Source organism: Salegentibacter holothuriorum, from assembly GCF_900168045.1.
In the GTDB taxonomy this organism is placed as follows: Bacteria; Bacteroidota; Bacteroidia; order Flavobacteriales; family Flavobacteriaceae; genus Salegentibacter; species Salegentibacter holothuriorum.
In genome coordinates this window covers 15,741-41,804 of the sequence record NZ_FUYY01000010.1, presented here as the reverse complement: position 1 = coordinate 41,804, position 26,064 = coordinate 15,741, and the positions used below count along the sequence as shown (strand labels likewise).

Below are 26,064 nucleotides of genomic sequence, written 5' to 3'. Positions count from 1 at the left end.
ATTTTTAATCTTTTGCTTTTTAAATTTCAATATCTTTTTTTGCTATTTTTTCATCTTTAAAGAAAATAGCGAAAATTATCATTACTACAAAGGCAAAACCTGCTGGAACTATCCATATTTGTTGCCAATTGTGAGTACCGTCTGCGTTTAAATAAAGATCACTAATTTGTCCTGCCACCCAGAAACCGATTAACATCCCTACGCCATAAGTAGCTAATGTAATTAAGCCCTGTGCTGCACTTTTAATTTTTGGTCCCGCTTTAGAATCGGTATAGATCTGGCCGGAAACAAAGAAGAAGTCATAACAAATCCCGTGAAGCGCAATTCCTAAAATGAGCATATAAACCAATTCGCCGGCGTTGCCATAAGCGAATAATAAATACCGAAGCACCCAGGCTAACATCCCGGCCAATAAGGTGATTTTAAAGCCAAATTTCTTAAAAAAGAATGGCAATAATAAAAGGAATAATGCTTCGGAAATTTGACCGATAGACATCATAAAAGTCGGATCTTCCATTCCTACTTCCGAAAGAAATGGATTGGCATTTTGATAATAAAAAGCCAATGGAATACAAATTAAAACTGATGAAATAAAGAACATTAAAAAGTTTCTTCCTTTAAGTAAAGCAAGTGCTTCCAGCCCTAAAATATCAGATAATGTCACTTTTTCCCCTTTACTACTTGGTGGGGTTTTAGGTAAGGTAAAACTAAATAAGCCTAAAACTGCAGAAGCAGCCGCTGCCATTAAAAAAGTGTATTTAAGCATTCCTTCTTCTCGCGCTATAGCAGAATCCCAGCCAAATACCAGACTAATTACCACTCCTGAAACAATCCATCCCATGGTTCCAAAAACCCTAATGCCTGAAAATTGTTTAGAAGGATCGGTCATTTGATAAAAGGAAATGGAATTCACCAAAGCCAGGGTAGGCATGTAAATAATCATATATCCTAAAACAAAAGGATAGAAATTAGTAAAGTCTTCCGCCTGAAACATCATATAGAGCAAAACCGCTCCTGCCAGATGAAGAAAACCTAATATGCGTTCGGCATTAAAAAAGCGATCGGCTATAAGGCCAATAATAAAGGGAGCTATAATGGCTCCCCATGATTGAGTAGAAAATGCCATCCCGGTTTGGGCACCGGTAGCACTTAAATTTTGACCTAAAAATGTTCCTAAAGTTACAAACCACCCGCCCCAAATAAAAAATTCGAGGAACATCATGGTTGATAGTTGAAATCTGGTTATACTTTTCATTATCTCCTGTGGCTTCTCTTATTTAGTATTTAGTTTACTTCCCACTCCTATTAAAAGTTCTTTAGTAGCTTTAATACCTTCTTCCGGAGATAAGTTCTGACCTTCATATTCCACCCCAATAAAACCGGTATATCCAGCATCCTGAACAATTTTCAGGATTCTTTCATAATCTAGGGTAGTTTCTTCTCCTTCTTCGTTAAAGTCGTAAGATTTTGCACTTACGGCCATAGCGTGAGGCATCATTTCCTCTATACCTTTATATTTTGGATATTCTTCCACACACTTTGCTTCCCATTGTGCGCCACCTTCTCTTTTAAGACAGAAATTCCCAAAGTCTGGTAATGTGCCACAGTTATCCATGTTAACACCTTTAATTACCTCTACGAGTAACCCAGCATTTGAAGATAGTTGGCCGTGATTTTCAACTAATATATTTACATTTTTTTCTGCTGCATATTCACTAAGGGCTTTTAAACCTTGAGTGGCAGAAGTTTTCCATTCTTCTGGATCCTGGCTGCCAAAAAGATTTACCCTAATGGCTTGAGCATCTAAAAAGTTAGCAGCATCAACCCATTTTTTATGATTTTCAACAGCTAATTCACGCTTATCTTTTTCAGGACTAGCTAGATCACCTTCACCATCTATCATTATTAAAACGTTTTCTACGTTAAACTCTTCACTTTTCGCTTTTAAAGTATCTAAAACTTTCTGCAATGCCTCTTCCGGGTTTTCAGCATCTTTGATTTTTTGTGCATAGAAACTGTTAACATATTCAATGCCCTGAAAGCCCATTTCATTTGCTTTTTCCGCAAAATCCATAGGGTCTAAATCGCCGGCAAAAATAGGTTTGTTGAGAGACCATTGCGCTAGCGAAAGTTTAAAAAATGGATTTTTATTTACTTCAGAATTAGCTTCAGCGGTTTCAGTATTTTCTTTTTGTGATTTTTGATCTTTACAGGAATATATTCCGAGGAAAAGGAAAAATATAAGGGAAAGGGATAAAAAATTAGTTGAGTTCATTTTCATAAAATAGATTTAAGGATTACAGAATGTGATTTTACTGATATTTTTAGAATCTTAAAAGTATACTTTTTTTTAAAGAAGTAAAATCATAAGCATAAATTTATATATTTGGGAACATTCGATTAACTAAATTATTAATTAACTACAGGAAAGTGAGCAATTATTATGAAAATGACACTTATGATGCAATAGTCGTAGGTACGGGAATAAGCGGTGGTTGGGCCGCCAAAGAACTTAGTGAAAAAGGATTTAAAACCCTTGTTCTGGAAAGGGGGCGTATGGTAAAGCATATTGAAGATTATCCTACTATGAACGATGATCCCTGGGATTATAAGCATAAAGGACAATTAACAAGGGAAGAGAAGAAACGCCAGCAGAAGCAATCTCGTACAGGCTATACTACTAACAAAGCTAGTGCGCATTGGTTTGTAGATGATATAAAACACCCTTATAATGAAACCAAAAGGTTTGATTGGATGCGAGGTTACCACGTAGGAGGTAGATCTATTATGTGGGGAAGACATAGTTACCGATTAAGTGATTTAGATTTTACCGCCAATAAAAATGATGGCCACGGAGTAGACTGGCCAATTCGTTATAAAGATATCGCACCGTGGTATGACTATGTAGAATCATATATAGGTGTAAGTGGGGAAAACCTTGGTTTAAGTCAATTACCCGATGGGAAGTTTCTCCCACAAATGCCACTTAATTGTGTTGAGGATCACCTCAAGAAAAGTATGGCAAAAAACTTTACAGATGGTCGTGTTTTAACAGCAGGACGAGTGGCGCATCTTACTGGTGATAAAAATTTTGAAGGCCGTTCTAATTGTCAATTCCGAAATCGTTGTATTAGAGGTTGTCCCTATGGAGGTTATTTTAGTAGTAACTCTTCTACTTTACCTGCAGCCGAGCGTACAGGTAATATGACTTTAAGGCCAAACTCTGTAGTTCACGAAGTAGTTTACGATCCTGAAACCAAATTAGCTACCGGTGTTAAAATTTTTGATGCCGAAACTAAAGAAGAAATAGAATTTAAAGCCAACGTAATTTTTCTTTGTGCTTCAGCCATTGCTTCTACAAGTATCCTTATGCAATCAAAGTCTGATAGATTTGAGAATGGAATGGGGAACGATAGCGGAGAATTAGGTCATAATGTGATGGATCATCATTTCCGTGCTGGAGCTTCAGCCAAATATGACGGTTTTGAAGATCAATATTATAAAGGCCGAAAACCAAATGGTATCTACTTACCTCGATTTAGAAATTTGAAAGCAGGGGATAATCTTGATTTTAAACGTGGTTATGGTTATCAGGGAGGTGCCGGTCGTGGTGATTGGAGCCAAAGTATAGCGGAAGCGTCTTATGGTAAAGAACTAAAGGAAGCCATAGTGAAGCCTGGAGGCTGGACTATGGGACTAATGGGCTTTGGAGAGACCTTACCTTACCATGAAAATAAAATGACCCTGGACTATAATAAAACCGATGAATGGGGTCTACCAACCGTAACTTTCGATGCCGAGTTTAAGGAGAATGAGCTTAAAATGAGAAAGGATATGGTAAACCAGGCGGTAGAAATGCTGGAAAAAGGTGGATTCAGAGATGTTCAACCTTATGATTATCTGGGAGCTCCCGGGCTTGGAATACACGAGATGGGGACAGCCCGAATGGGAAGAGATCCCAAAACATCGGTTCTAAATGGGAATAATCAAATACATGAAGTTCCTAATGTATATGTTACCGATGGATCTTTTATGACCTCTGCAGGTTGCCAGAACCCTTCTTTAACATATATGGCCATGACTGCAAGGGCAGCAGACCATGCTTCTAAGAATTTCAAAAAATCTAACGTCTAAATTTAGGATTATGAACAGAAGACAGGCATTAAGAAACATAGGGCTTGGAGCGGGGGCTATAATTGTTGGTCCAACTACTTTAAACCTTTTACAAAGTTGTAAAAATGATCCCGGTTATAATTGGGAACCTACTTTTTTAAGCGTATCTAATGGTTTTGCCTTAAAACAAATTTTAGAGGTAATTATACCTAAAACTGATACTCCGGGAGCAGAAGATCTAAATATTGCTGAATTTATAGATTCTTATATGCAGCAAGTAGCTTCTAAGGAAAGACAGGAGAATTTCAAAAACTCTGCCGATGCTTTTTCCAGGGCTTTTAACAATGAATTTGATAAAGAAGAAGGAAAAGGTAGCACAGAAGAATATGAGCAAATTGTTGCAAAATATTTAAAAGCCACACAGGCAGAAAGAGACGAAATTGCAAAGCGCAATACCGAAACTCAAGATCCGCAAGATAGAGATCTAAAAGTTACTTTAGATGCAGATGCCGGTTCGCTGGCTTATTTACAGGAAGTGCGTAATATGGCAATTTGGGCATACAAAACCAGTGAAGAGATTGGTGAAAATGTAATGTGGTATGATCCGGTACCCGGTGAATATATTCCCTGCGGATCAGTCGATGAATTAGGGGGCGGGAAAGCAATGTCGCTGTAATTAACCAATCTTTGATTTAAAACTTACATTTTTTCTATATGATAAAGCCCTTACAGAAACCATCTGTGAGGGCTTTTTATTCTATATTGTTGAGATTTAATTGCCATTTACGTCTTATGAATTAAGATTATTTCTATTCTTGTTCTTAAGCTTGTAGTTTAATACTTCTTCTGCGTCATAATTGGTAGTTTTTCAGAGGATATTTTTACATAAATCTCTTCCTTTTCTCCAATATATTCACCATCAATCTGAAAAGAAACCGGCTTTTTACAGTAAACTCTAGCTTCTTTTACAGGAATTATTTCAACGAATTCAGAGTTCACATCGGTTTCATTACGTAGGGTTTTAAGAATCTCCAGAGTATCAAAATTTTTAAATAAAAGAACTTCAAAAACGCCATCATCAACTTTTCCCTTTGGGTTTACATTAGCGCCGGTTCCATATTTTTTAGCGTTGGCAAAAGCCAGAAGGATTCCTTGTTTTGTAAAACTTCTACTTTCTATTTGAACTTCAAATTCAAAAGGATATTTACTATACCATAGGGTAGGGATGGACTGAAGAAGATATCCCATTTTCCCTCTAATCCTGGATTGCTGATAGTTTTTAATTAATTCGGCATTTAGCCCCAGGTCACCAATGTGCAAACAAAGCTCGCTATTAATCTCTAACATATCCATTTGGGTTATAGAATTTCCAAATGCAATTTTTAGTTGTTCTTTTAGATTGTTTGGAATACCTAAATTAATAGCAAGCCCGTTAGCCGAACCAGCCGGGATTATTGCAATTGGCGTTTTATTATATATTAATGCCTCTGCCACCTGTTTAATTGTGCCATCGCCGCCAGCAATTAGAATGCGATCAAAAGCCTGACCAGCAACCAAATTTTTAATCTTTTTTTGGTCATTCTCGCCGGTAGTGCGGTAAGTTTGTAATTCAGCATTAATTTTTCTTACCTCTACTTCAATATTTTGAATGATATTTTCTTTATTAATTGCGCCCGAAATGGGGTTTACAATAAGTAAAACCTTCTGTATTTCTTCCATATAGCTTCAAAATGTTCTTAAATTTAATTATTTTGGGATAAGAAAAATTCAATAAAAATCTAAAATTTTGAAATTAGATCTAAAACTTTATCGAGGTTATGTAAATGACCAGGAACTTAACGTATATGGACATTTGTTTGAATCCTGGGCCCCAGACAAATATAGACTGGATAGAAAAGGAATTAAACATGCATTTGCTATAATCCATATGTTTCGCATTAGTCCTTTAAAAAATGTGGAGATCACGCTTAAGTTTCAAAATACCAAAGTTACTACCAAAACCCTTGACGATGGTTATTTCCGGTTTTCAATTCCCTTTAACGAAGAATTAGAAAGTGGCTGGCACCAATATGAAGTAATATGTAATTTAAAAGATTTTGGAATAGTTGAGAAAGGAGAAGTATTAAAACCACATCCATCTAAATACGGAATAATATCAGATATTGATGATACATTTCTTATTTCCCATAGTAATAGCTTTTTTAAAAAGTTGTATGTAATGCTTTCCAAGAATATCTATAAGCGTAAAATTTTTGATGATGTAGTAGAGCATTATAAAGAATTAAGCCGTTCGGGGCAGGATTCAGAATGTGCTTCAAATTCATTTTTCTATGTTTCCAGTAGCGAATGGAATTTATATGAGTTTATAAATGAATTTGCTAAAATGCACGAATTACCAAAGGCAGTAATTAAGCTAAAAAAAATTAAGACGGGTATTTCAGATTTTCTCTCTACCGGGCGAGGAAGCCACGATCATAAATTTGAAAAAATAAAAGATATCATATCTTTCTATCCAAATATTCCTTATGTTCTCCTGGGAGACGATTCCCAAAAAGACGCTTATATTTACGAGCGTATCTGCAAGATTTTTCCAAAGAGTTTAAAAGCGGTTTATATTAGGCAAACAGGTAAAAAGAAAAAGTCGGAAATAACTAAAATCCTTAAAAATATTGAAAGCCTGGGCGTTAGCGTTTGTTACTTTAAACATAGTCATAAGGCCATAGAACATTCACGTGAAGAAGGGATTATTTAAGAATTCTGAATCCTATATTTGCTGAAATTCGCTGAAATTTTAATCGAAGAATTACTTAACCTGAAATCCTATTATTTGAAAGTACAGGACTATATACAATCCCGGGCGCAATTACCTGCCAAAAGCATACAAAATACTATCGCACTGTTAGAGGCAGATGCTACAATCCCTTTTATTTCCCGATACCGAAAAGAAGCCACAGGAAATTTAGATGAAGTTGCTATAGAAAAGATTTCGCAACTGCTCACAACGTTTAAAGAATTGGAAAAGCGAAAGGCTGCAGTTCTTAAATCGATCAAAGAGCAAAATGTTTTAACCGATGCCTTAGCTGAAAAAATTAAAAAAGCCACAACTTTAACCGAAATTGAGGATCTTTATTTACCCTATAAAAAGAAACGAAAAACAAAAGCAGATACCGCCAGAGAAGTCGGTTTAGAGCCACTTGCTAAAATTTTAATGGCGCAAAACGCTCAAAATATCGAACAATCTGCGAAACAATTTCTTTCTACAAAAGTAAAAACCAGGGAGGAAGCTTTTGCCGGCGCAGGCCATATTATTGCTGAATGGATCAATGAGAACACTTATGTTAGAATTTCGCTAAGAAGATTATATGCTCGAAAAGCACAATTAATTACAAAGTGGGTAAAAACTGAAGAAGAACATCCTGAAGCTTCAAAATTCACGCAATTTGAAAAATGGGAGGAATCCCTAAATAGAATTCCTTCGCATAGATTTCTGGCTATTCACCGTGCCGAAAAACTCGGGATTATAAAAGTGAAGCTGGAAGTTGATAAAAATGAAGCATTACAGCTGTTGGAAAAATCAGTAATAAAAAATCCAGGTTTTTCAGGAATAAAATATCTAAAGGTCTCGATTGAAGATGCCTTTACCAGATTGCTAAAAAAATCTTTTGCCACCGAATTCCTTGGTGAAGCTAAAGAAAAAGCTGATGAAGATGCGATTGCGGTTTTTGCTTCCAACCTGGAGCAACTGTTAATGGAAGCGCCATTAGGGAGTAAACGTATTCTGGCTATAGACCCGGGTTTTAAATCTGGTTGTAAGGTGGTTTGTATAGACGAGCAGGGAAATCTGTTTTATAACGAAGCCATATTTCCGCACCCACCACAGAAGAAAACAGAAGCGGCCTCAGCAAAGATTAAAAGTTTGGTAAATGCTTATAAAATACAAGCTATAGCCATAGGAAATGGTACTGCTGCCAGGGAAACAGAGGAATTCATTAAAAAAGTGTATTTACCAAAAGAAGTTTCGGTTTTTACGGTTAATGAAGCTGGTGCATCGGTATACTCAGCCTCTAAGATTGCCAGGGAAGAGTTTCCTAATTATGATGTCACTGTTCGTGGAGCTGTCTCTATTGGACGAAGATTAATTGATCCCCTGGCGGAATTGGTGAAAATAGATCCTAAATCTATAGGAGTAGGGCAGTATCAACACGAAGTAGACCAGACAAAATTAAAGGAAAAACTGGATGTGGTGGTGATGCGCTGTGTAAATAAGATTGGTGTTAATCTAAATACCGCGAGTAAAGAATTACTTTCTTATGTTTCTGGAATTGGTCCGGGATTGGCACAAAATATCTTAGATTATAGAAAAGAAAATGAAAAGTTTATTAGCCGAAAAGAATTGCTGAAAGTGACAAGACTTGGAGCAAAGGCCTTTGAGCAATCTGCCGGATTTTTAAGGATAAGAAATGCTGAAAACCCTTTAGATAATTCTGCGGTTCATCCGGAAAGTTATTTTGTGGTTGAAAAAATGGCTAAAAGTAATGGTCTAAAACCTGAAGCCCTTATCGGTAACAAACAAATTCTGGATAAAATTAATCCTGAAGATTATATTTCCGGAGACTTGGGTTTACCCAGTTTAAAAGATATTCTGGAAGAATTGAAAAAGCCGGGTGCCGATCCCAGGGCGAAGAAAAAGCCTTTTAATTTTGATCCTTCCGTAAAAAGCATAGCCGATCTTAAACCAGGTATGAAACTACCGGGTATAGTGAACAACATCACCAATTTTGGCTGTTTTGTGGATATAGGAATTAAAGAAAGCGGACTTATACATATCTCTAAACTCGCTAATGAATTTATAAGCGATGTAAATGCAGTGGTAAAACTAAACCAGGAACTGGAAGTTACAGTGCTGTCTGTAGATGAAAAGAAAAAACGTGTTCAACTTTCTTTGATAGACTGATGTTTTGTATTTTTAAACTAGACCTCACAGGTTTTAAAAACCTGTGAGGTCTAGTTCTGCAAGGCTGTCTCAGTTAATTATATGGTTTCAGGAAATGTTTACCTTCTTTGTTATTTCCGAATTAAACCAAATTCCAGTTATATTTTGAAATTAGAAACTAACGAAAAACTCCCGAAGGAAAAACCACCACACTTTCATGCTCGTCTTTTCCTACGGCTGCAACACCAAAAAAGTAGTTATCTATAACAATGCCGTCTAGCGTAAATTGATTTACATCACCAACAAAACGGGAATATTGCCATTGTGCTTCGGTAGTTTCTCTCCAGTAAATCTTATAACCGGCAATATCGCCTTCAACTTCATCCCATCTTAGTTTTGCTGAAGGTTCTACAATTCCACCAATTTCAACATTTTTTGGAGCAGGAGGTGCCCAGGCCAGGCTTGCCATATTTATAGCATTTACCGCCGTAAGTTTTTCAGCATAATCAAAATTCACACCTTCTACCACATCGCCATATTCAATCCCATCTTCAGTACGAATATCCTGGTGTTGTCGGTTATAATTTTCGTGAGCTTCCATAATCCTAATTCCTGCAAAGCCAAGGTCGTTAAAAGGACGATGGTGCCCACCACGTCCAAACCTATCTAGTCGATAAATCATCATAGGGTTCATTTCTGGCATGTAAGTTTTCGTGGTTTTATGAACATAGCGGGCAAGTTGACGAGAAATACCATCTACTTCACCGCCGTAAAACCTGCGCATAGTTCTTTCCCTATCTGTTTCATTTGGAGGTACCGGTTCGGAGAATATTCTAAAAGTACGGTTATCAATTACACCGTCTACTCCTTCAATATTACCAATCATATCGTTATTTAAAATTCCAATGATCTCCCAATTGTTTTCTTTAGCATATTTGGCTAGTCCTTTTCCACCAAAAAGACCCTGTTCTTCCCCAGAGAGCCCAACATACACCACACTGCTTTCAAATTCGTATTGTGATAAAACCCTGGCGACTTCCATAGCACCGGCCATTCCGCTGGCATTATCGTTGGCACCCGGCGCATCGGTTTTATAATCCATTGTATTACTGGCGCGAGAATCTATATCACCGCTCATAATTATATATCGGTTGGGATATTTGGTTCCTTTTTGAATGGCCACTACGTTCACCACCCAGGCGTCGTGAGGAATGCGCTCACCATCATCTGTAGTAACAAAGTCTTTTTGATAAAAAACATCCAGGCAATTATCGCAGTTTTTAGAAAGATAATCGAATTCAGATTTTATCCATCTTCGTGCTGCTCCAATTCCCCGAGTATCAGATACTGTGTCGCTAAAGGTATTCCTGGTGCCAAAACCGGCAAGTTTACGAATATCGGCTTCAATACTATCTGCTGAAACTTTGTCGATAATTTCATAAATACGCTGATCTGTTTGTGCATTTGTTTGTTGAAATATTAATCCTGAAAAAATGAGTAGGGCAAGAGTAGATATATTTTTAATCATATAAAAATGTGGTTTAAGCTTCTAAAATACCCAAAGTTTCGGTGATATCACAAATAATTGCGATTTTGATAAGATTCCAAACAAAAAAATCCCGACGATTATGCCGGGATCTTATATTGTATTCTAATTAAAATTAGAATTTAGCTTGCTTTCATATTATGAATTTCAGCTTTTGCTTCGTTAGCTTTTTTTTCAGCTTTTGAAAGACTAGCTTTTGTTTTGTTTTTTAAGGCGTCTACTTTATGACTTAAAGAGTCAGAAAATTCATTGAATTTTCCTTTAGTTTCTTCTAATGCTTCATTGCTTGAATCTGAAATCGCCTTTCTAGTATCTGCTCCTTTTTTAGGTGCAAATAATAATCCTAATGCTGCTCCTGCAGCTGCTCCTGATATTAATCCTAATAACATTTTTCCTGATTTCATCGATCTAAGTTTTTAAGTTTGGTTCGTATTATTGTTTAATGTAAAATTAGATGATAATAGAAAGCCTGCCATATTTTTGGAGTTAAGTTATGCATAAACTTTTTTAGCAAATGTCAAGGATTTTAACACTTTTAGTCCTTAAGAATTTTCAGCAAATTTATTCAGGATATCCCTTACTTTAGAAGTGTCTTCTACATAGAAGCTTGCACTGGTTTTTTTCATCCCAACTTTAACAGTAAATGCCTCTTCTGGCAGTTCTTCAAACATATACTCGTCTGTCCAATCATCTCCAATCGCAAAAATAAAATCATAATCTTTCGCTACAAGTTTCTTATTGGAAGCTTTTCCCTTATTTACGCCGCTACTTTTTATTTCTAAGACCTTATTTCCTTCAAGAACGCTAAGACCACGGTTAGAGATTAATTCCTTTAAAACATTAGAAAGTTCGTTGGCTCTAATTTCTCCAAGTTCGGGATCGGCTTTTCTGTAATGCCAGGCTAGCGAATAGTTTTTATCTTCTATAAAGGTACCGGGAGTTCTATCTACAAATGTCTCTATTACCGGTCTTACCGTACTCATCCAATCGTTATTCACATTTTCAGATAATTCCCATTCAGAATTTTTTTGACGCATCCAAACTCCGTGTTCAGAAATAAGCTCAACAGGTATTTGCTGCCACCAGGAACCAAGGGTGTCTTTGTCCCTTCCACTAATAAGAATAACATCGGTATTTTCAGACTGATTTAATTTATGAACCAAATCAATTAAATCCTGGTCTGGTTTTGCTTTTTCGGGTTTATCGGTGAAATTAACCAGAGTTCCATCATAATCAAGGAATAGGATTCTATTCTTAGCGTTTTTAAATTTCTCCACAATTTCATCTGAAACTTTAGAGGAAATCCTGGTTGCTTTAAAGGCCTCACGATCCTGACTTGTATTAGCTAAGGCGCTCATAAAATCGCTAGCCCATTTTTCTACACTGTAACGTTTTAATCGCTTTTGAAGGGTTTTATTACGTTGTTGTTGTTCTTCCTTCGGCATTTCTATAGCCTGGATCAAAGCTTGTGAAATTTGCTCAAAATTATTTGGGTTGATTATCAAAGCTTCATTCATTTCGTGCGCTGCACCGGCCATTTCACTTAATATTAGCACCCCAGTTTGATTTATTCTTGTGGCCACAAATTCTTTAGCCACCAGGTTCATTCCGTCTCTTATTGGCGTTAATAAAGCAATATCACAGCTGGTATAAAGATCTATTAAGTTTTCAAAAGGCATAGAGCGGTAAAAATACCAGATAGGTGTCCAGCTTACGGTAGAGAACTTACCGTTTATTCTTCCTACCAATTCATCTATTTCCCTTTTTAAGCGTTGATACTGCGGAACGTTAGATCTTGATGGAACCGCAAGCATTACCAACCTTACTTTTTCAATAAATTCTGGGTGGTTATCCAAAAAATATTCAAAAGCACGAATTCTGTTGGCTATCCCTTTAGTGTAATCTAGACGATCTATGCTTAAAATAAGTTTTGCTTCAGGCGTCTCGCTGGAATGATGATCAAGTCTTCTTTGTAATTCGGTGCGTTGTTCTTCGGTGTTTTTGAAATGATTATGAGCGGCACTTTCAAACTTATTGTAATCTATTCCCATGGGGAAAGAATCTACCTTTACAATTCTTTCTGGAAGCGTAATTTCATTGAAATTTACCTGGTGACGAAGAATACGACTTACCGAACTTAGAAAATGTCTTTCATAATCATAGGTATGAAAACCTATTAAATCGGCACCTAAAACACCCTTTAAAACCTCATCACGCCAGGGTAGAGTTCTAAAAACTTCATAGGAAGGAAAAGGGATATGGTTGAAAAACCCAATAGTTGCTTCGGGTTGTTTTTCCCTAATCATATTTGGCACTAAAAGCAATTGATAATCGTGTACCCAAATATGATCACCATCTTCGTAATGTTTTAGTACTTCATCGGCATATTTTCTATTTACGCTTTTATAGGTTTCCCAGTGCTCTTTATCGGCTTCAGTGTATTCCATAAAATAATGGAAAAGTGGCCAAATAGTGCGATTGCTAAAGCCATAATAAAAACCTTCAATTTCTTCTTCGCTAAGGTTTACAGCAACACAAGCTTCTTTACGAGCTTTTTCTTTCACATCATCCAAAAGGTTTTTAGGAATTTCTTCTTCCGTGAGACCACTCCAACCTATCCAAATACTATCGCCATCTTTATGGAATGACTTTAAGCCCGTTGCAAGACCTCCAACACTTGGAGTGACCTCTAGCTGATTATCTTCTAAACTAATTTGTAATGGTAATCTATTCGAAATTATTATCGTCTTACTCATAATTATATGTGAATGCTGTTGTTGCGAAATTGATTTTTCTTAAATTTCCGAAAATCATTTTACACTACAAGTCTTTTTAAAGAATTTTAAGAGTATATGGAGAATTTAGATTATGGAATTATAGGAAATTGTAAGAGTGCTGCATTGGTCTCAAAAACGGGCTCATTAGATTGGTGTTGTTTACCAAATTTTGCTTCATCAGCTGTTTTTGCAAAGTTGTTGGATGAAAAAATTGGTGGAAGTTTTGAGTTTATTGTAGACGATTCATATAAAATTACCCAGGAATATCTTTGGGAAACCAATATTTTAAATACCGAATTTACTGATGGCGAAAATTCCTTTCAGGTTATAGACTTTATGCCAAGGTATCCGCGTGAAGATGGTTCTTATTATGCGCCGCCAGATATAATTAGATTTATACGATTAATTAGCGGAAAGCCTAAATTTAGAATAAAGTACGATCCTCGTTTAGACTTTGCCCGAGAAAAAACATTTAATACTCACAAGGGGAATTATATTAAGAGTTTTACCAAAGAAGGTAAATACGATTCCCTTTTCTTTTACTCCAGTTTAGACCTGAATGATATTTTAGAACAAAAGGAGATTGAATTAACCGGAAACGCATATTGCCTTTTGGGTTATCACGAAAAGCTTATTACGCAATCTTTAGATCGTTCCTATTTAAAATTTCAGCGTACCAAGACCTATTGGATGAATTGGAGCTCTAAAACTACTCGTTATACGCATTATGAAAATGAAATAATGCGAAGTGCTTTAGTATTAAAATGCCTTAGTTATAAAAAGTCTGGTGCTGTATTAGCGGCAGCCACCACTTCTTTGCCTGAAACTATTGGGGAAGAACGAAACTGGGATTATCGTTTCTGCTGGATTCGTGATGCTTCTATGGTTATTAAAGTGATGGCGGGCCTTGGACATATAAAATCGGCTAAAGATTTTCTTCAATTTATCATAGATATTATTCCTGATAAGGATGAAAAAATCCAGATCATGTATGGTATAAATGGTGAAAAAGAACTTACCGAACATATTTTAGATCATTTATCTGGTTATAAAGATTCTCATCCCGTAAGAACCGGAAACGCTGCTTATATCCAGAAGCAAAATGATATCTACGGAATTTTGATGGAGGTGATTTATCAGCAATTCAACCAGTTTGAAACCTCTTTGGAGAATTCAGAAGAACTTTGGACCGTTGTACGCGGAATAGTAAGCATTGTAGAAGAAAACTGGCAAAAACCCGATAAAGGAATTTGGGAACTACGCACTGAAGACCGGCACTTTGTATTTTCAAAACTTTTATGTTGGGTAGCAATAGACCGGGCGATAAAGATTGGAGAGGTTTTAAGAATGGGTATTAACGATACGCATTGGAAATCTTTACGTGCCGAAATTTATAATGATATTTATAAAAACGGCTGGAATGAAGAGGTGCAGGCTTATACACAATACTACGGTTCTAAAGATTTGGATGCTTCAACTTTGCTCATGGAGCAATATGGATTTATAGAGGCTAAAGATCCAAGATTTGTGAGCACCGTTCAGGCAACTGAAAGAGAATTATGTAAAGACGGACTGATGTATCGTTATAAGAATAAGGATGATTTTGGCGAACCAACTTCTTCTTTTACTATTTGTACTTTTTGGCTAATAGATAGTCTTTTTAAAATAGGGGAGAAGAAGAAAGCTAAAAAAATGTTCGATCAATTGCTTTCTTATAGTAACCATTTGGGATTATTTAGTGAAGATATAGATTTTGAAACCAAAAGATTGTTGGGTAATTTTCCACAAGCATATTCCCACCTGGCCTTAATAGAAACCGCTGCTAATTTTAGTATAGGGACAAGTTCCGAAGAAAGCTGGCTTAGTGAGTTTTAAATATTATAGGGAGAAAATTTTAAGTTTCTCCCTAATAAATTTACATCAAAAGCTGAGTAGTTTGAGATAGTTATAGAGCGATTCGCTAATTAAAGCAAATTACTTATCTGGCTTTTTAGTCTTTTCGGCATTAAAATAAGGTTCATTTAATTCTACTCGGGAACGCGTAAAATAAATTCCCTTTTCCAATTCTTTAATATAGGCTACCATTTGCTCCCTTAGTTTGCAATGAAGATCCCAGGCAATAACTGCAGTACTGGCGCTACAAATGGCTCTTACTTTTAAAGATTTCTCGGTCATTTCAGTAACCTGCATTATGGGAGGGTGTTCTTCGTCCCATTCATCAGATTCTTCAAGCAACTCTTTAAATTTTGTTCTAAGTTTTTCAACATCTACACGGTAATCTACATAAAGTTCAATTTCGTTTAGCGAGTGCGGGCTCGTAATAGAAAGATTTTCGAAGGTATCAGAAATCACTGTTTTTAAAGGCACTACCAGTCTTCTAAGATCCCAGGTTCTAACAATCATATAGGTAAATCTTATATCTTCAACATAACCCCAGCGGCCTTCAATAATTACAGTATCCCCAATCCTTGCGGGTTTGGTAAGGGCAATTTGAATTCCGGCAATAATATTCCCCAAAGTGCTTTGGGCAGCAATACCAATAATTATAGTAGCCAGTCCTGCCGAAGCCAACATAGAAACCCCAAGTTTTTCCATTGATTTAAATTGGGACAGGATAATTGAAGTGCCAATAATAACCACGGTAAAGGTTAGAATTCTCCTGGCAACCGATAAATAGGTGAAAAGTTGCCTGGATTCATGGCTATTTTCTGAAGTCACATCGCCAATTTTATGTTCAGCAACATAGCGCATAGCAAAATCTAAAATTCGCATAAAGAACCATGTAGCTGATGCGATTACAATAGCCAGTAGAATGGCATAGATGGTACTTGAGAAAGTACCGGAATAGGAAATTAACTGGTTAAGCGTAATATAGAAAAACAGAACTCCTGAGGCTAAAGCAGCCGGAATCCCTAACCTTTTAGATAAGGCTACAATTATTGGTTTATCAAATGATTGGGCGATTCTTCTTATTAAAAGAATGACTACTTTTCCAAGAATATAGGAAACAATAAGTAATAGAAATGTTAGCACTGGCTTCCACAAGGGGACAGTACCTATTTTTGCCTGAGACCAGGTAGGCATATGGCGGTCTAAAAAGGTGGGGCCATAAACCTGGTATAGTTCTTCGGTATTCTCAACAGTATTTGCGGAGATTAACCAAAATGCTCCATAATTCTGATATTTTATTCTTTGTAACCTAAAAATTATATCCCGAGTTTTTATCTGTGTTTCTCCAAAAACAACACTTCTTCTAGGTTCTCCAGCCACCGCCTGATTGGTAGTGGTTCTAATATCTACCTGTCCATCTGGGCGGTCTGGTAATCCATCCCAATTGATCGCCACCCGTTGATCCATTACAAAATAAAGTTTCTGCGCAATATCTATCGCTTCTTTCTCGGTAATATTGTTGGGGAATAGGTTAAGATTTAAAGCATACGCAGCTTCTTTAAAGTTTTTATTTCTACAACTAATCACAAAATGCTCTAATGTAGATTGTGGAGTTTGTAAATTAAATTTGTTTGGTGGTAAACCTAATGGATTATTTAAACGTGTAAGTTGGTAATAGGCTTCATTGTACTCTTTTAAGCTATTTGGAAGATAGTTGGACTTATTTGGTTCATCTATTTTTTCTTCTGAAGGAAGTGTTTTTTCAGTGCTTACCGAATCCTGTTGAAAAGCAAAAACCGAAATGGGCAGCAGGAATATGCTGAAAATTAAAAATAACAATCTCATTTGGTTGTTCATACCTATTTATTGAAGTCTATTCTAAAATTATTGATTGGAATAATTTTAAAATTAAGGAATAAAAAAAAGACCGTCTAAATTTGACGGCCATTTTAAAATAGATTTATCAGAATTTTTAGAAACAATACTTATTTTCTGAAGTAAGTTTTTCAGCAATAGTATTTCTTAAGGCTACCACATTTGGCATTCTGTCGTATTTGGTGAAACGCTTAAGTCCCATTAACATCATACGTTGCTCGTCTCCTTCAGCAAAAGATGCAATACCCTCTTTGGCTTTCTGGTTTACGGTATCTACAGCGTGATATAGATATAATTTGGCCATAGCGATCTGCTCTTTTTGTGCATCTTCACCAAAACGTTTTACATTCTTTTCAGCTCTTAGAATTCCAGATTCAGCCATATAAGCTTCAATAAGAATATCTGAAGCAGCAAGAAGTAATTGCTGGTGTTCTTCCAGGTCCTGACCAAATTTTTGAACTGCGCTACCGGCTACCATCAAGAAAACCTTTTTCAGTTTTTTGATCATATCCTTTTCTTCAGCAAACAATTCATTAAAATCTGGTTTGTCCATTGAAGGGATACCGGTGAGTTCTTCCCCAACTGCCTGTGCCGGTCCTAAAAGATCTACGTGGCCTTTCATCGCTTTTTTAATCAGCATTCCAACAGCCAACATTCTGTTAATCTCATTAGTACCTTCATATATCCTGGCAATTCTGGCATCTCTCCAGGCAGATTCCATTGGAGTATCGGCAGAGAAGCCCATTCCTCCCAATACCTGGATACCTTCATCGCTACAGTTCTGAATATCTTCAGAACAAGCAACTTTTAAAATAGAACATTCTATTGCATATTCTTCAAAGGTTTTTAATTCGGCATCAGCATGAGATTCTCCACCTTCCAGGCGAAGATTAATTCGATCATCAATATTTTTTGCAGCTCTATAACACGCTGCTTCTCCAACATAAGCTGAAGTAGCCATTTCTGCAAGTTTAGATTTTATAGCACCAAACTTTGCAATTGGGGTTTTAAACTGCACCCTGTCATTAGCATATTTCACAGCTACATCGGTTACTCGTCGTTGCGCTTCTAAAGATGCTGCTGCCAGTTTAATTCGGCCAACGTTTAGCGCATTCATTGCGATTTTAAATCCGTTTCCTCTTTCCGAAAGCATATTTTCAGCAGAAACTACAGTGTCATTGAAAAATACCTGGCGAGTAGAGGAGGCGTGGATTCCCAGCTTCTTCTCTTCTTCACCAAAAGTAATCCCGTTCGGATTCTCTTTATCGTATTCCACGATAAACCCGGTAATATTTTTATCATCCTGAATACGCGCAAAAACAATAAAAACACTTGCAAATCCCGCATTGGAGATCCACATTTTTTGTCCGTTTATTTTGTAGCTTTTTCCGTCTTCGGTAAGCTCAGCTTTAGTTTTCCCTGAATTGGCATCACTACCAGCTCCCGGTTCAGTAAGGCAATAAGCGCCGAACCATTCTCCTGTAGCTAACTTCGGGATATATTTTTTGCGTTGCTCTTCATTTCCATAAAGCAGGATTGGTAATGTTCCAATTCCCGTATGCGCGCCAAAGGCGGTTGCAATAGAACCAGATGCTCCCGAGATATAATCACAAACCAACATGGTTGAGACAAATCCCATTCCAAGGCCTTCGTATTCTTCTGGTATTGCTACTCCAAGAAAACCAAGTTCCCCGGCTTTTCCCATTACCTCTTCGGTAAGCGCGTAATTTTTATTTTCAAATTCTTCCTTCTTCGGCCAAACCTCACGATCTACAAATTCCTTAACCGAATCACGCATCATTTTTTGCTCCTCATTAAAATCTTCAGGAGTAAATACATCTTCTGCTTTGGTTTCCTTAACAAGGAATTGCCCGCCGCGTAGAAGTTCATTTTTATTTTCTGTTGTTTCCATTCTATTATTTTGAATTTTGAATTATAAATTTTAAATGATCTAGCTTTTTATAATTCAGTGTTATTAATGTTTTTTCGAGCTGTAATTATAATTTTAGTGATGATGTTTATTATATGTGTGATTTCATTTAAATGATTTGAAACTTCAATTTTTGTTATTTCTGAATCTTCTAGAAGTCTTAGCCAGTATTTCGTCTCTCTGGCTTCCTTGGAAGCAATTGACATTTTACTTATAAAATCTCGCTTTGATTGTGCTGCAGTTGCTTCTTCTACATTAGCGCCAATACTTGTTGCAGATTTTAATAATTGCCTGGAGATTATAAACTCTCTTTCCTCTTGAAGTTTTTTGAAAAGCGAGATGATGTCAAGAGAAAACTTAAAGGTTTTGTCTACTATGATATTCTCACTTTTCAATTTTATTCATTTAACATTAAACATTCATCATTTAAAATACTTCATAGATCCCAGCAGCTCCCTGTCCGGTTCCTACACACATGGTTACCATGGCGTATTTATCTTTTAGATTGCGTTTACGCATTTCATCAAAGATCTGCACCGAGAGTTTTGCTCCTGTACAGCCCAATGGGTGGCCCATAGAGATTGCTCCTCCATTTGGGTTTAAGGTCTCAGGATTCAAGCCAAGTTCTCTAATCACGGCCAGCGATTGTGAAGCAAAGGCTTCATTAAGTTCTATAAGCTGCATGTCATCCTGCTTTAACCCAGCTTGTTTTAAAGCTTTTGGAATGGCGTGAACCGGCCCAATACCCATAATTCGAGGATCTACGCCAACTGGTGCATAGCTCACCATTCTTGCAATGGGTTCAAGATTAAATTCCTTTACCATTTCTTCGCTCATTACCATTACAAAGGCAGCGCCATCACTCATTTGCGATGAGTTACCTGCAGTTACGCTACCGCCTTCGGCAAAAACAGGTCTTAGTTTTCCTAATACTTCCTTAGAAGTATCAGCACGCGGACCTTCATCTTTGTTAACTGTATAGGTTTTGGTTTTCTTCTTACCGTCTTTCCCTACAAAAGTTTCTTCAACATCTATAGGTACGATCTGATCCTGAAAGCGATCTTCTTCCTGAGCTTTCAATGCTTTTTGATGGGAATTAAAAGCAAATTCATCCTGGTCTTCACGGGAAACTTTATATTTCTCGGCTACTGCTTCTGCTGTAAGCCCCATTCCCCAGTAATAATCTTCATGGCCTTCTTTGGCTGCGTTATAATTGGGAACCGGTTTGTAACCGCCCATTGGGATATAGCTCATACTTTCTGCTCCACCCGCAATAATGCAATCCGCCATTCCGCTTTGAATTTTAGCCGAAGCAATCGCGATAGTTTCGAGTCCTGAAGCGCAATAACGGTTAACCGTCATTCCGGGAACCTTATCGGTGTCTAAACTCATTAATGAGATTAAACGCCCAACATTAAGGCCTTGCTCTGCTTCTGGCATGGCGTTTCCTACAATTACATCATCGATCCTGGTTTTATCAAAATCGGGTAATTGTTTCATCATATATTCTATGGTCTCGGCAGCCAGATCATCTGGACGCTTAAACCTGAACACACCCCGGGGAGCTTTTCCCACGGCTGTTCTGTATGCTTTTACTATGTATGCTGTTTTGTTCATTGTATATTGTATTTTGTATAATGTATATTGAAATTATCTAGTTATAATGTTGATTGTAATTTGATAATCATATTCTGAATATGATGAAGTTCATTTTCTAGAATTTTAAAATCATCTGAATTCATATAATTTAATTTTTTTGCAATTATCAACTGTGTTTCTAATTCGAATGCCGATCCAAGGGATATTCCCAAAAAGTTTGCAAAATCTTTATCGGTTTTTCTGCCGCAACCTTCTGCTATATTTGAAGGAATTGAAACCGCAGATCTTCTAATCTGAGATGTCAACCCATAAAGCTCTTCTTATGGAAACTCCTGACTCTTTGTATAAGTCTCAGTGACCAAATTGATAGCTTTCTGCCAAACTTTTAACTCCTTGAAATAATTCATATTATCTATAGATTACAGTATACAATCTACATTATACACTATACTATTTAGTTACGAAGCGGTTTCCCTTTTTTCAACATATGTTGAAGTCTTTCCAGGGTTTTGCGTTCCCCGGTTAGGGAAAGGAAAGCTTCTCTTTCCAGATCTAACAAGTATTGTTCACTCACCATTTGTGGTTCAGATAGATCACCACCGGCCATTACATAGGCAAGTTTGTTCGCAATCTTCTTATCGTGATCACTAATATATTTTCCTGCATTCATCTGGTCTGTACCTACTAAGAAAGCTCCTAATGCTTGTTTACCAAGAACTTTAATATCTCTTCTCGCGATTGGCTTAGTGTACCCATTTTCTGCCATTAATAAAGCGTGCTGTTTAGCAATGCTTAGTTGGCGTTCTGGATTGACAACTACAATATCTTTTCCTTTTTGAAGAATATTTAAATCGAAGGCTTCGTAGGCTGAGGTTGAAACTTTTGCCATTCCAATAGTTAAGAAATGTTCTCTTAAACGGTTTAGCTCCACGTCATCTTTTTGATAGGTATCAGCGGCTCGTACGGTCATTTCCTTAGAACCACCTCCGCCGGGAATTACCCCAACACCAAATTCCACCAGGCCAATATAAGTTTCGGCTGCTGCCACAACTTTATCGGCGTGAAGTGAAAGCTCGCATCCACCTCCAAGTGTCATGGAGTGAGGTGCAGCTACCGTTGGAATAGAAGAGTAGCGCATGCGCATCATGGTATCCTGGAAATATTTAATCGCCATATTTAGCTCTTCATATTCCTGTTCTACGGCCATCATAAAGATCATCCCGATGTTTGCGCCTACAGAAAAATTCTTGCCGTTATTAGCTACTACTAATCCCTGGTAATCTTTTTCAGCCATGTCTATGGCCTTATTGATCCCGTCTAGCACATCACCGCCAATGGAGTTCATTTTGCTACGGAATTCTACATTTAAAATGCCATCGCCAAGATCTTCAACTACAACACCGCTGTTGCTAAAAACTTCTTTAGATTCACGAATATTATCTAAAATAATAAATGAGTCCTGACCAGGAATTTTCGTATAATCCTTTTTCTGAATATTGTAATAATAGGTGTTTCCATCTTTAACGGTGTAGAAAGAATCTTTACCGCTTTCCAACATCTCATTTACCCAGGCCGCCGGTTCTTTACCTTCGGCTTTCATCATTTCAACACCTTTCTCAACACCAAGAGCATCCCACATTTGAAATGGGCCGTGCTCCCAACCAAATCCGGCTTTTACACCATCATCGATTTTATAAAGATCGTTTGAAATTTCTGGAATTCGGTTAGAAACATAAGCGAACAAAGCTGAAAAGTTTTTACGGTAGAATTTACCAGCTTTTCCTTTATCACCAACTAAAACTTCATAGCGGTCTTCCAGTTTATCTATAGTTTTGGTTTGTTCCAGCACATCGAATTTCGCACTTTTTCTATCGCGATATTCCATTTTATCTAAGTCCAAAGACTTGATTTCACTAGAGCCATCCTCTTTCTTTACTTTTTTATAGAAACCGGTATTATTGGTTTTGCTACCCAGCCATTCATTATCCATCATCGTCTGGATAAAATCTGGAAGTGCAAAAAGATTGTTCGCTTCATCTTCGGGAACGCCTTTATGAAGGCCATTGGCAACGTGCACCAAAGTATCTAAGCCTACCACATCTACCGTTCGGAAAGTAGCTGATTTTTGACGGCCAATAACCGGGCCGGTAAGTTTGTCTACCTCCTCTATGGTCATATCCATATCTTTAACCATGTGGAAGAGGCTCATAATGCTAAAAATACCTATTCTGTTTCCTATAAACGCCGGAGTATCTTTTGCAACTACCGATTTTTTACCCAGGTATTTTTCACCATATTCGTTTAGAAAATCCAGAACTTCCGGTTTGGTGTACGGTCCCGGAATAATTTCAAATAGTCTTAAATATCTTGGAGGGTTAAAGAAATGCGTTCCGCAGAAATGCTGCTGAAAATCTTCACTTCTACCTTCATTCATTTGCTGAATAGGAATTCCCGAAGTATTGGAAGTTATAAGTGTTCCTTTTTTACGGTGTTTTTCCAGTTTTTCAAAAACCTGTTGCTTAATATCCAGGCGTTCTACTACTACCTCAATAATCCAATCTACTTCAGAGACTTTAGAAATATCGTCTTCCATATTTCCGGTCTCTATACGATTGGCAAAATCTTTATGATAAATAGGAGAGGGTTTAGATTTTAAAGAAGCTTGCAAAGATTCGTTTACCAATCGGTCTCTTACTTCTTTATCTTCTAAAGTGAGTCCTTTTTTCTTCTCTTTCTCGTTGAGTTCCCGCGGGACAATATCCAGCAAGAGAACTTCTACTCCAATATTGGCGAAGTGGCAGGCAATACCGCTCCCCATAATTCCGGAGCCTACAACTGCTACTTTGTTAATTCTTCTCTTCATAATTGTTATCTGGTTTTACTATAAGGTTTTCGAAACTGAATAAAATTTTACAGATTCTATAGTCTGTAAACTTCAGTTCTTATTATTTTAATTTAATTTCTTCTTCGTAAATTTTCTTTTCTGAAATGAGGTACAGAATGGTATTGGCTACTTCTGTAAATGTCTTTAAGTCTTCTTCTGAAACGTTTTCTTTTACAGCATCATCAAAGCGTAAGACCACTTTTTTAGAATACTCACGCATTTCCTGTCCAAAATCGGTTAAATATATAAGAACACTTCGGCCGTCTTTTGGATTCTTTTTACGCAGGATTAAGCCTTTATCTTCCATTGTTCTAAGTATTCTCGATAAGCTTGTAGCTTCCATTCCCATTTTGGGGCCAAGGGAAGTAGAGGGAGTACCATTTTCAGGATCTATACTTAAGAGGGCAAAACCGGTGGACATTGTACTTCCAGCTTTACCGGCTTCTTCATTATACATTTTAGAGACCGCCATCCAGGTGGCTCGTAATACATAATCTATTGTTTTTTCCTTCATTCTTAAATCTTGATTCTCAAAGTTAATAAAAATTATTATGCACGCATAATAAAAACAGAATAAATAATAATCTCTATGAATTTACCACTTAAATTTCCAATAAATACATAAAAAAACCCTTCATATTGAAGGGTTTTAACATTAATACTGAAACTATATAGGTCTGTAAATTTTCTCATATAGCTTTTGGTAGCGATCTCTAATATTTCTTCGCTTTAGCTTCATAGTAGGAGTAAGGTGGCCTTCCTCAATGCCCCAAACTTCTCCAGTTAGTTCTATTACTTTAATACGTTCCCACTTACCAAATTTCTCATTATAAAAATCTACCTCTTCCTGAATACGATCTTTAACCTGTTCGTTTTCTGCTATAGTCTTTTCAGAGCCGTCGCCAAGATCTAAATTTTTGCGTTTAGCCCATTCCTGAATAAATTCAAAGTTTGGTTGAATAAAAGCAGCAGGCATTTTTTCTCCATCTCCAATGACCATAATCTGCTCGATAAAGCGAGATTGCTTCATTGTGTTTTCAATAATTTGAGGAGCTACATATTTGCCACCAGATGTTTTAAACATCTCTTTTTTACGATCGGTAATCTTTAAAAATCCATCTTCATCTAATTCTCCAATATCGCCGGTATGGAAATAGTGATCACCATTAAGAACTTCTTTTGTTTTTTCCGGATCTTTATAATAACCGAGCATCACATTTGGTCCTTTGGCTAGAATTTCTCCGTCTTCAGCTATTTTTACATCAACATTTCTGATTGGCTTTCCTACTGTACCTATTCTAAAATGATGATTTCTCTGATCGTTTACTGCAATTACCGGGGAGGTTTCAGTTAGTCCATAACCTTCCATCACCGGAATATCTGCTGCGGCAAAAATACGAGCCAAACGTGGTTGAAGCGCTGCAGAACCGGAAACGATCAATTCAATATTTCCGCCCAGACCTTCTTTCCATTTAGAGAAAATAAGTTTTCTGGCCAATTTAAGTTGGGTTTCATACCACCAGCCATTTGCACCGTAGGGTTCGTATTCCAGACCTAATTCTACAGCCCAGAAAAATAATTTTTGCTTAATTCCACCAACAGTAGAACCTTTAGCGATAATTTTATCATATACTTTTTCCAGTAATCTTGGTACGGCCGAGATTACGTGGGGTTTTACTTCTTTAAGGTTGTCACTAATTTTCTCTATAGATTCTGCAAAGTGAATAGAAACCGAATAGTACTGATATAAATATAGTATCATACGTTCAAAAACGTGACAAACGGGTAAAAAGCTAAGCGCAATGTAGGTGCCTCTTTCAAAAGGAACACGTTGGGCACTATCTAATACATTACTCACAATATTTTGATGCGAAAGCATAACTCCTTTTGGTCTTCCGGTGGTACCGGAAGTGTATATTAAAGTTGCAAGATCGTCTGGTTTAACGGCCTTCTTCATTTGTTCAACTTCATCCTGATTGCTTTTGTCTTTTCCAAGATCAATAACTTCAGTCCAGTTTTTTGCGCCGTCTATTTCATCAAAAGTATAAACCTCTTTTAATTTGGTGTCTTGTTTTATAGAGTTAAGCTTTTCTAAAACTTCTGTGTCTGAAACAAAGCAAAATACTGCCTCACTATGGTCTAATACATACTGGTAATCTTCTTCAGAAATTGTAGGATAAATTGGCACAGTTTGGGCACCGGTTTGTAATACCCCAATATCCATAACATTCCATTCAGTTCGGTTACTTGTAGAAATTATAGCAATCTTATCATTCGGTTTGATCCCAAGACGCAATAATCCGCGACTCACAGCATTGGCTCTGTCAATATATTCCTGGGTAGAAAGAGCCTTCCAGCTACCATCATATTTTGTAACTAGCGCCTTTTCTAAATCATGTGTTTCCAGTTGAAAATATGGGAAATCAAATAGTCTTGTTGGTTTATTCATTTTGGGTGTGGAATTATTATATACTTTGCAAAATAGCAAATTTGTAACCTATTTCAAATTGAAATATT

General features: G+C 36.9%; 18 protein-coding genes and 1 pseudogene. 5 read left to right on the top strand and 14 right to left on the bottom strand.

Annotated features, from left to right (window positions below; genetic code table 11):
* Positions 1–19: 19 nt before the first annotated feature.
* Both B5X51_RS15130 and B5X51_RS15125 read right to left on the bottom strand, forming a co-directional pair.
* Positions 20–1,255, bottom strand: a complete 1,236-nt coding sequence (locus B5X51_RS15130; RefSeq protein ID WP_079722033.1) for a nucleoside permease — start codon at positions 1,253–1,255, stop codon at positions 20–22.
* Between the two features lie 18 nt (positions 1,256–1,273).
* Entirely contained in the window at positions 1,274–2,281 is a 1,008-nt protein-coding gene (locus B5X51_RS15125; RefSeq protein WP_139374909.1) for a sugar phosphate isomerase/epimerase family protein, read from the bottom strand.
* 149 nt (positions 2,282–2,430) lie between these two features.
* On the opposite strand from B5X51_RS15125, the gene B5X51_RS15120 reads away from it, so the two are divergent.
* Together B5X51_RS15120 and B5X51_RS15115 are read left to right on the top strand one after the other, a co-directional pair.
* The gene (locus B5X51_RS15120) at positions 2,431–4,134 is read left to right on the top strand and encodes a GMC oxidoreductase (RefSeq protein ID WP_079722032.1); all 1,704 of its coding nucleotides are present in this window, start codon (positions 2,431–2,433) and stop codon (positions 4,132–4,134) included.
* Between the two features lie 10 nt (positions 4,135–4,144).
* Positions 4,145–4,789, top strand: a complete 645-nt coding sequence (locus tag B5X51_RS15115) for a gluconate 2-dehydrogenase subunit 3 family protein (RefSeq protein WP_079722031.1) — start codon at positions 4,145–4,147, stop codon at positions 4,787–4,789.
* A gap of 158 nt (positions 4,790–4,947) precedes the next feature.
* Here the strand turns inward: B5X51_RS15115 and B5X51_RS15110 are convergent, their stop codons facing one another.
* Positions 4,948–5,832 carry a diacylglycerol/lipid kinase family protein gene (locus B5X51_RS15110; RefSeq protein WP_079722030.1) on the bottom strand — a complete coding sequence of 295 codons (885 nt, stop codon included), beginning with the start codon at positions 5,830–5,832 and terminating at the stop codon, positions 4,948–4,950.
* Between the two features lie 67 nt (positions 5,833–5,899).
* Between B5X51_RS15110 and B5X51_RS15105 the strand changes: the two genes are divergently transcribed.
* Together B5X51_RS15105 and B5X51_RS15100 are read left to right on the top strand one after the other, a co-directional pair.
* Positions 5,900–6,865 (top strand): App1 family protein, encoded by a 966-nt coding sequence (locus B5X51_RS15105; RefSeq protein ID WP_079722029.1) that lies wholly within the window; start codon positions 5,900–5,902, stop codon positions 6,863–6,865.
* Between the two features lie 75 nt (positions 6,866–6,940).
* Positions 6,941–9,067, top strand: a complete 2,127-nt coding sequence (locus tag B5X51_RS15100) for a Tex family protein (protein WP_079722057.1) — start codon at positions 6,941–6,943, stop codon at positions 9,065–9,067.
* 157 nt (positions 9,068–9,224) lie between these two features.
* Here B5X51_RS15100 and B5X51_RS15095 read toward each other — a convergent pair whose 3' ends face one another.
* The 3 genes from B5X51_RS15095 to B5X51_RS15085 all read right to left on the bottom strand — a co-directional run bounded on the left by B5X51_RS15095 (position 9,225) and on the right by B5X51_RS15085 (position 13,348).
* Complete coding sequence (locus B5X51_RS15095) at positions 9,225–10,574, bottom strand: M28 family metallopeptidase (RefSeq protein ID WP_079722028.1); 1,350 nt, start codon at positions 10,572–10,574, stop codon at positions 9,225–9,227.
* A gap of 140 nt (positions 10,575–10,714) precedes the next feature.
* A complete protein-coding gene (locus B5X51_RS15090) occupies positions 10,715–10,996 on the bottom strand; it encodes a YtxH domain-containing protein (protein ID WP_079722027.1) in 282 nt (93 codons plus the stop codon).
* Between the two features lie 138 nt (positions 10,997–11,134).
* Positions 11,135–13,348 carry a bifunctional alpha,alpha-trehalose-phosphate synthase (UDP-forming)/trehalose-phosphatase gene (locus B5X51_RS15085; protein WP_079722026.1) on the bottom strand — a complete coding sequence of 738 codons (2,214 nt, stop codon included), beginning with the start codon at positions 13,346–13,348 and terminating at the stop codon, positions 11,135–11,137.
* Positions 13,349–13,444: 96 nt separating this feature from the next.
* Between B5X51_RS15085 and B5X51_RS15080 the strand changes: the two genes are divergently transcribed.
* Positions 13,445–15,244: a glycoside hydrolase family 15 protein gene (locus B5X51_RS15080; protein ID WP_079722025.1), complete on the top strand. Its 1,800-nt coding sequence runs from the start codon at positions 13,445–13,447 to the stop codon at positions 15,242–15,244.
* Between the two features lie 99 nt (positions 15,245–15,343).
* Here B5X51_RS15080 and B5X51_RS15075 read toward each other — a convergent pair whose 3' ends face one another.
* The 8 genes and pseudogenes from B5X51_RS15075 to B5X51_RS15040 form a co-directional block, all read right to left on the bottom strand.
* Positions 15,344–17,116, bottom strand: a complete 1,773-nt coding sequence (locus B5X51_RS15075; RefSeq protein WP_079722024.1) for a mechanosensitive ion channel family protein — start codon at positions 17,114–17,116, stop codon at positions 15,344–15,346.
* A 115-nt stretch (positions 17,117–17,231) separates the two neighbouring features.
* A complete protein-coding gene (locus B5X51_RS15070; RefSeq protein WP_079722023.1) occupies positions 17,232–19,046 on the bottom strand; it encodes an acyl-CoA dehydrogenase family protein in 1,815 nt (604 codons plus the stop codon).
* Positions 19,047–19,093: 47 nt separating this feature from the next.
* The gene (locus tag B5X51_RS15065; RefSeq protein WP_079722022.1) at positions 19,094–19,459 is read right to left on the bottom strand and encodes a four helix bundle protein; all 366 of its coding nucleotides are present in this window, start codon (positions 19,457–19,459) and stop codon (positions 19,094–19,096) included.
* Between the two features lie 31 nt (positions 19,460–19,490).
* Positions 19,491–20,681: an acetyl-CoA C-acyltransferase gene (locus tag B5X51_RS15060; RefSeq protein ID WP_079722021.1), complete on the bottom strand. Its 1,191-nt coding sequence runs from the start codon at positions 20,679–20,681 to the stop codon at positions 19,491–19,493.
* 41 nt (positions 20,682–20,722) lie between these two features.
* Positions 20,723–20,971, bottom strand: a pseudogene (locus B5X51_RS15055) (four helix bundle protein); the annotation flags it as partial.
* 146 nt (positions 20,972–21,117) lie between these two features.
* Complete coding sequence (locus B5X51_RS15050; RefSeq protein ID WP_079722020.1) at positions 21,118–23,526, bottom strand: 3-hydroxyacyl-CoA dehydrogenase/enoyl-CoA hydratase family protein; 2,409 nt, start codon at positions 23,524–23,526, stop codon at positions 21,118–21,120.
* 82 nt (positions 23,527–23,608) lie between these two features.
* The gene (locus B5X51_RS15045) at positions 23,609–24,061 is read right to left on the bottom strand and encodes a MarR family winged helix-turn-helix transcriptional regulator (protein ID WP_079722019.1); all 453 of its coding nucleotides are present in this window, start codon (positions 24,059–24,061) and stop codon (positions 23,609–23,611) included.
* 153 nt (positions 24,062–24,214) lie between these two features.
* Positions 24,215–25,996, bottom strand: coding sequence for an AMP-dependent synthetase/ligase (locus B5X51_RS15040; RefSeq protein WP_079722018.1), 1,782 nt, complete (start codon positions 25,994–25,996; stop codon positions 24,215–24,217).
* Positions 25,997–26,064 lie beyond the last annotated feature (68 nt).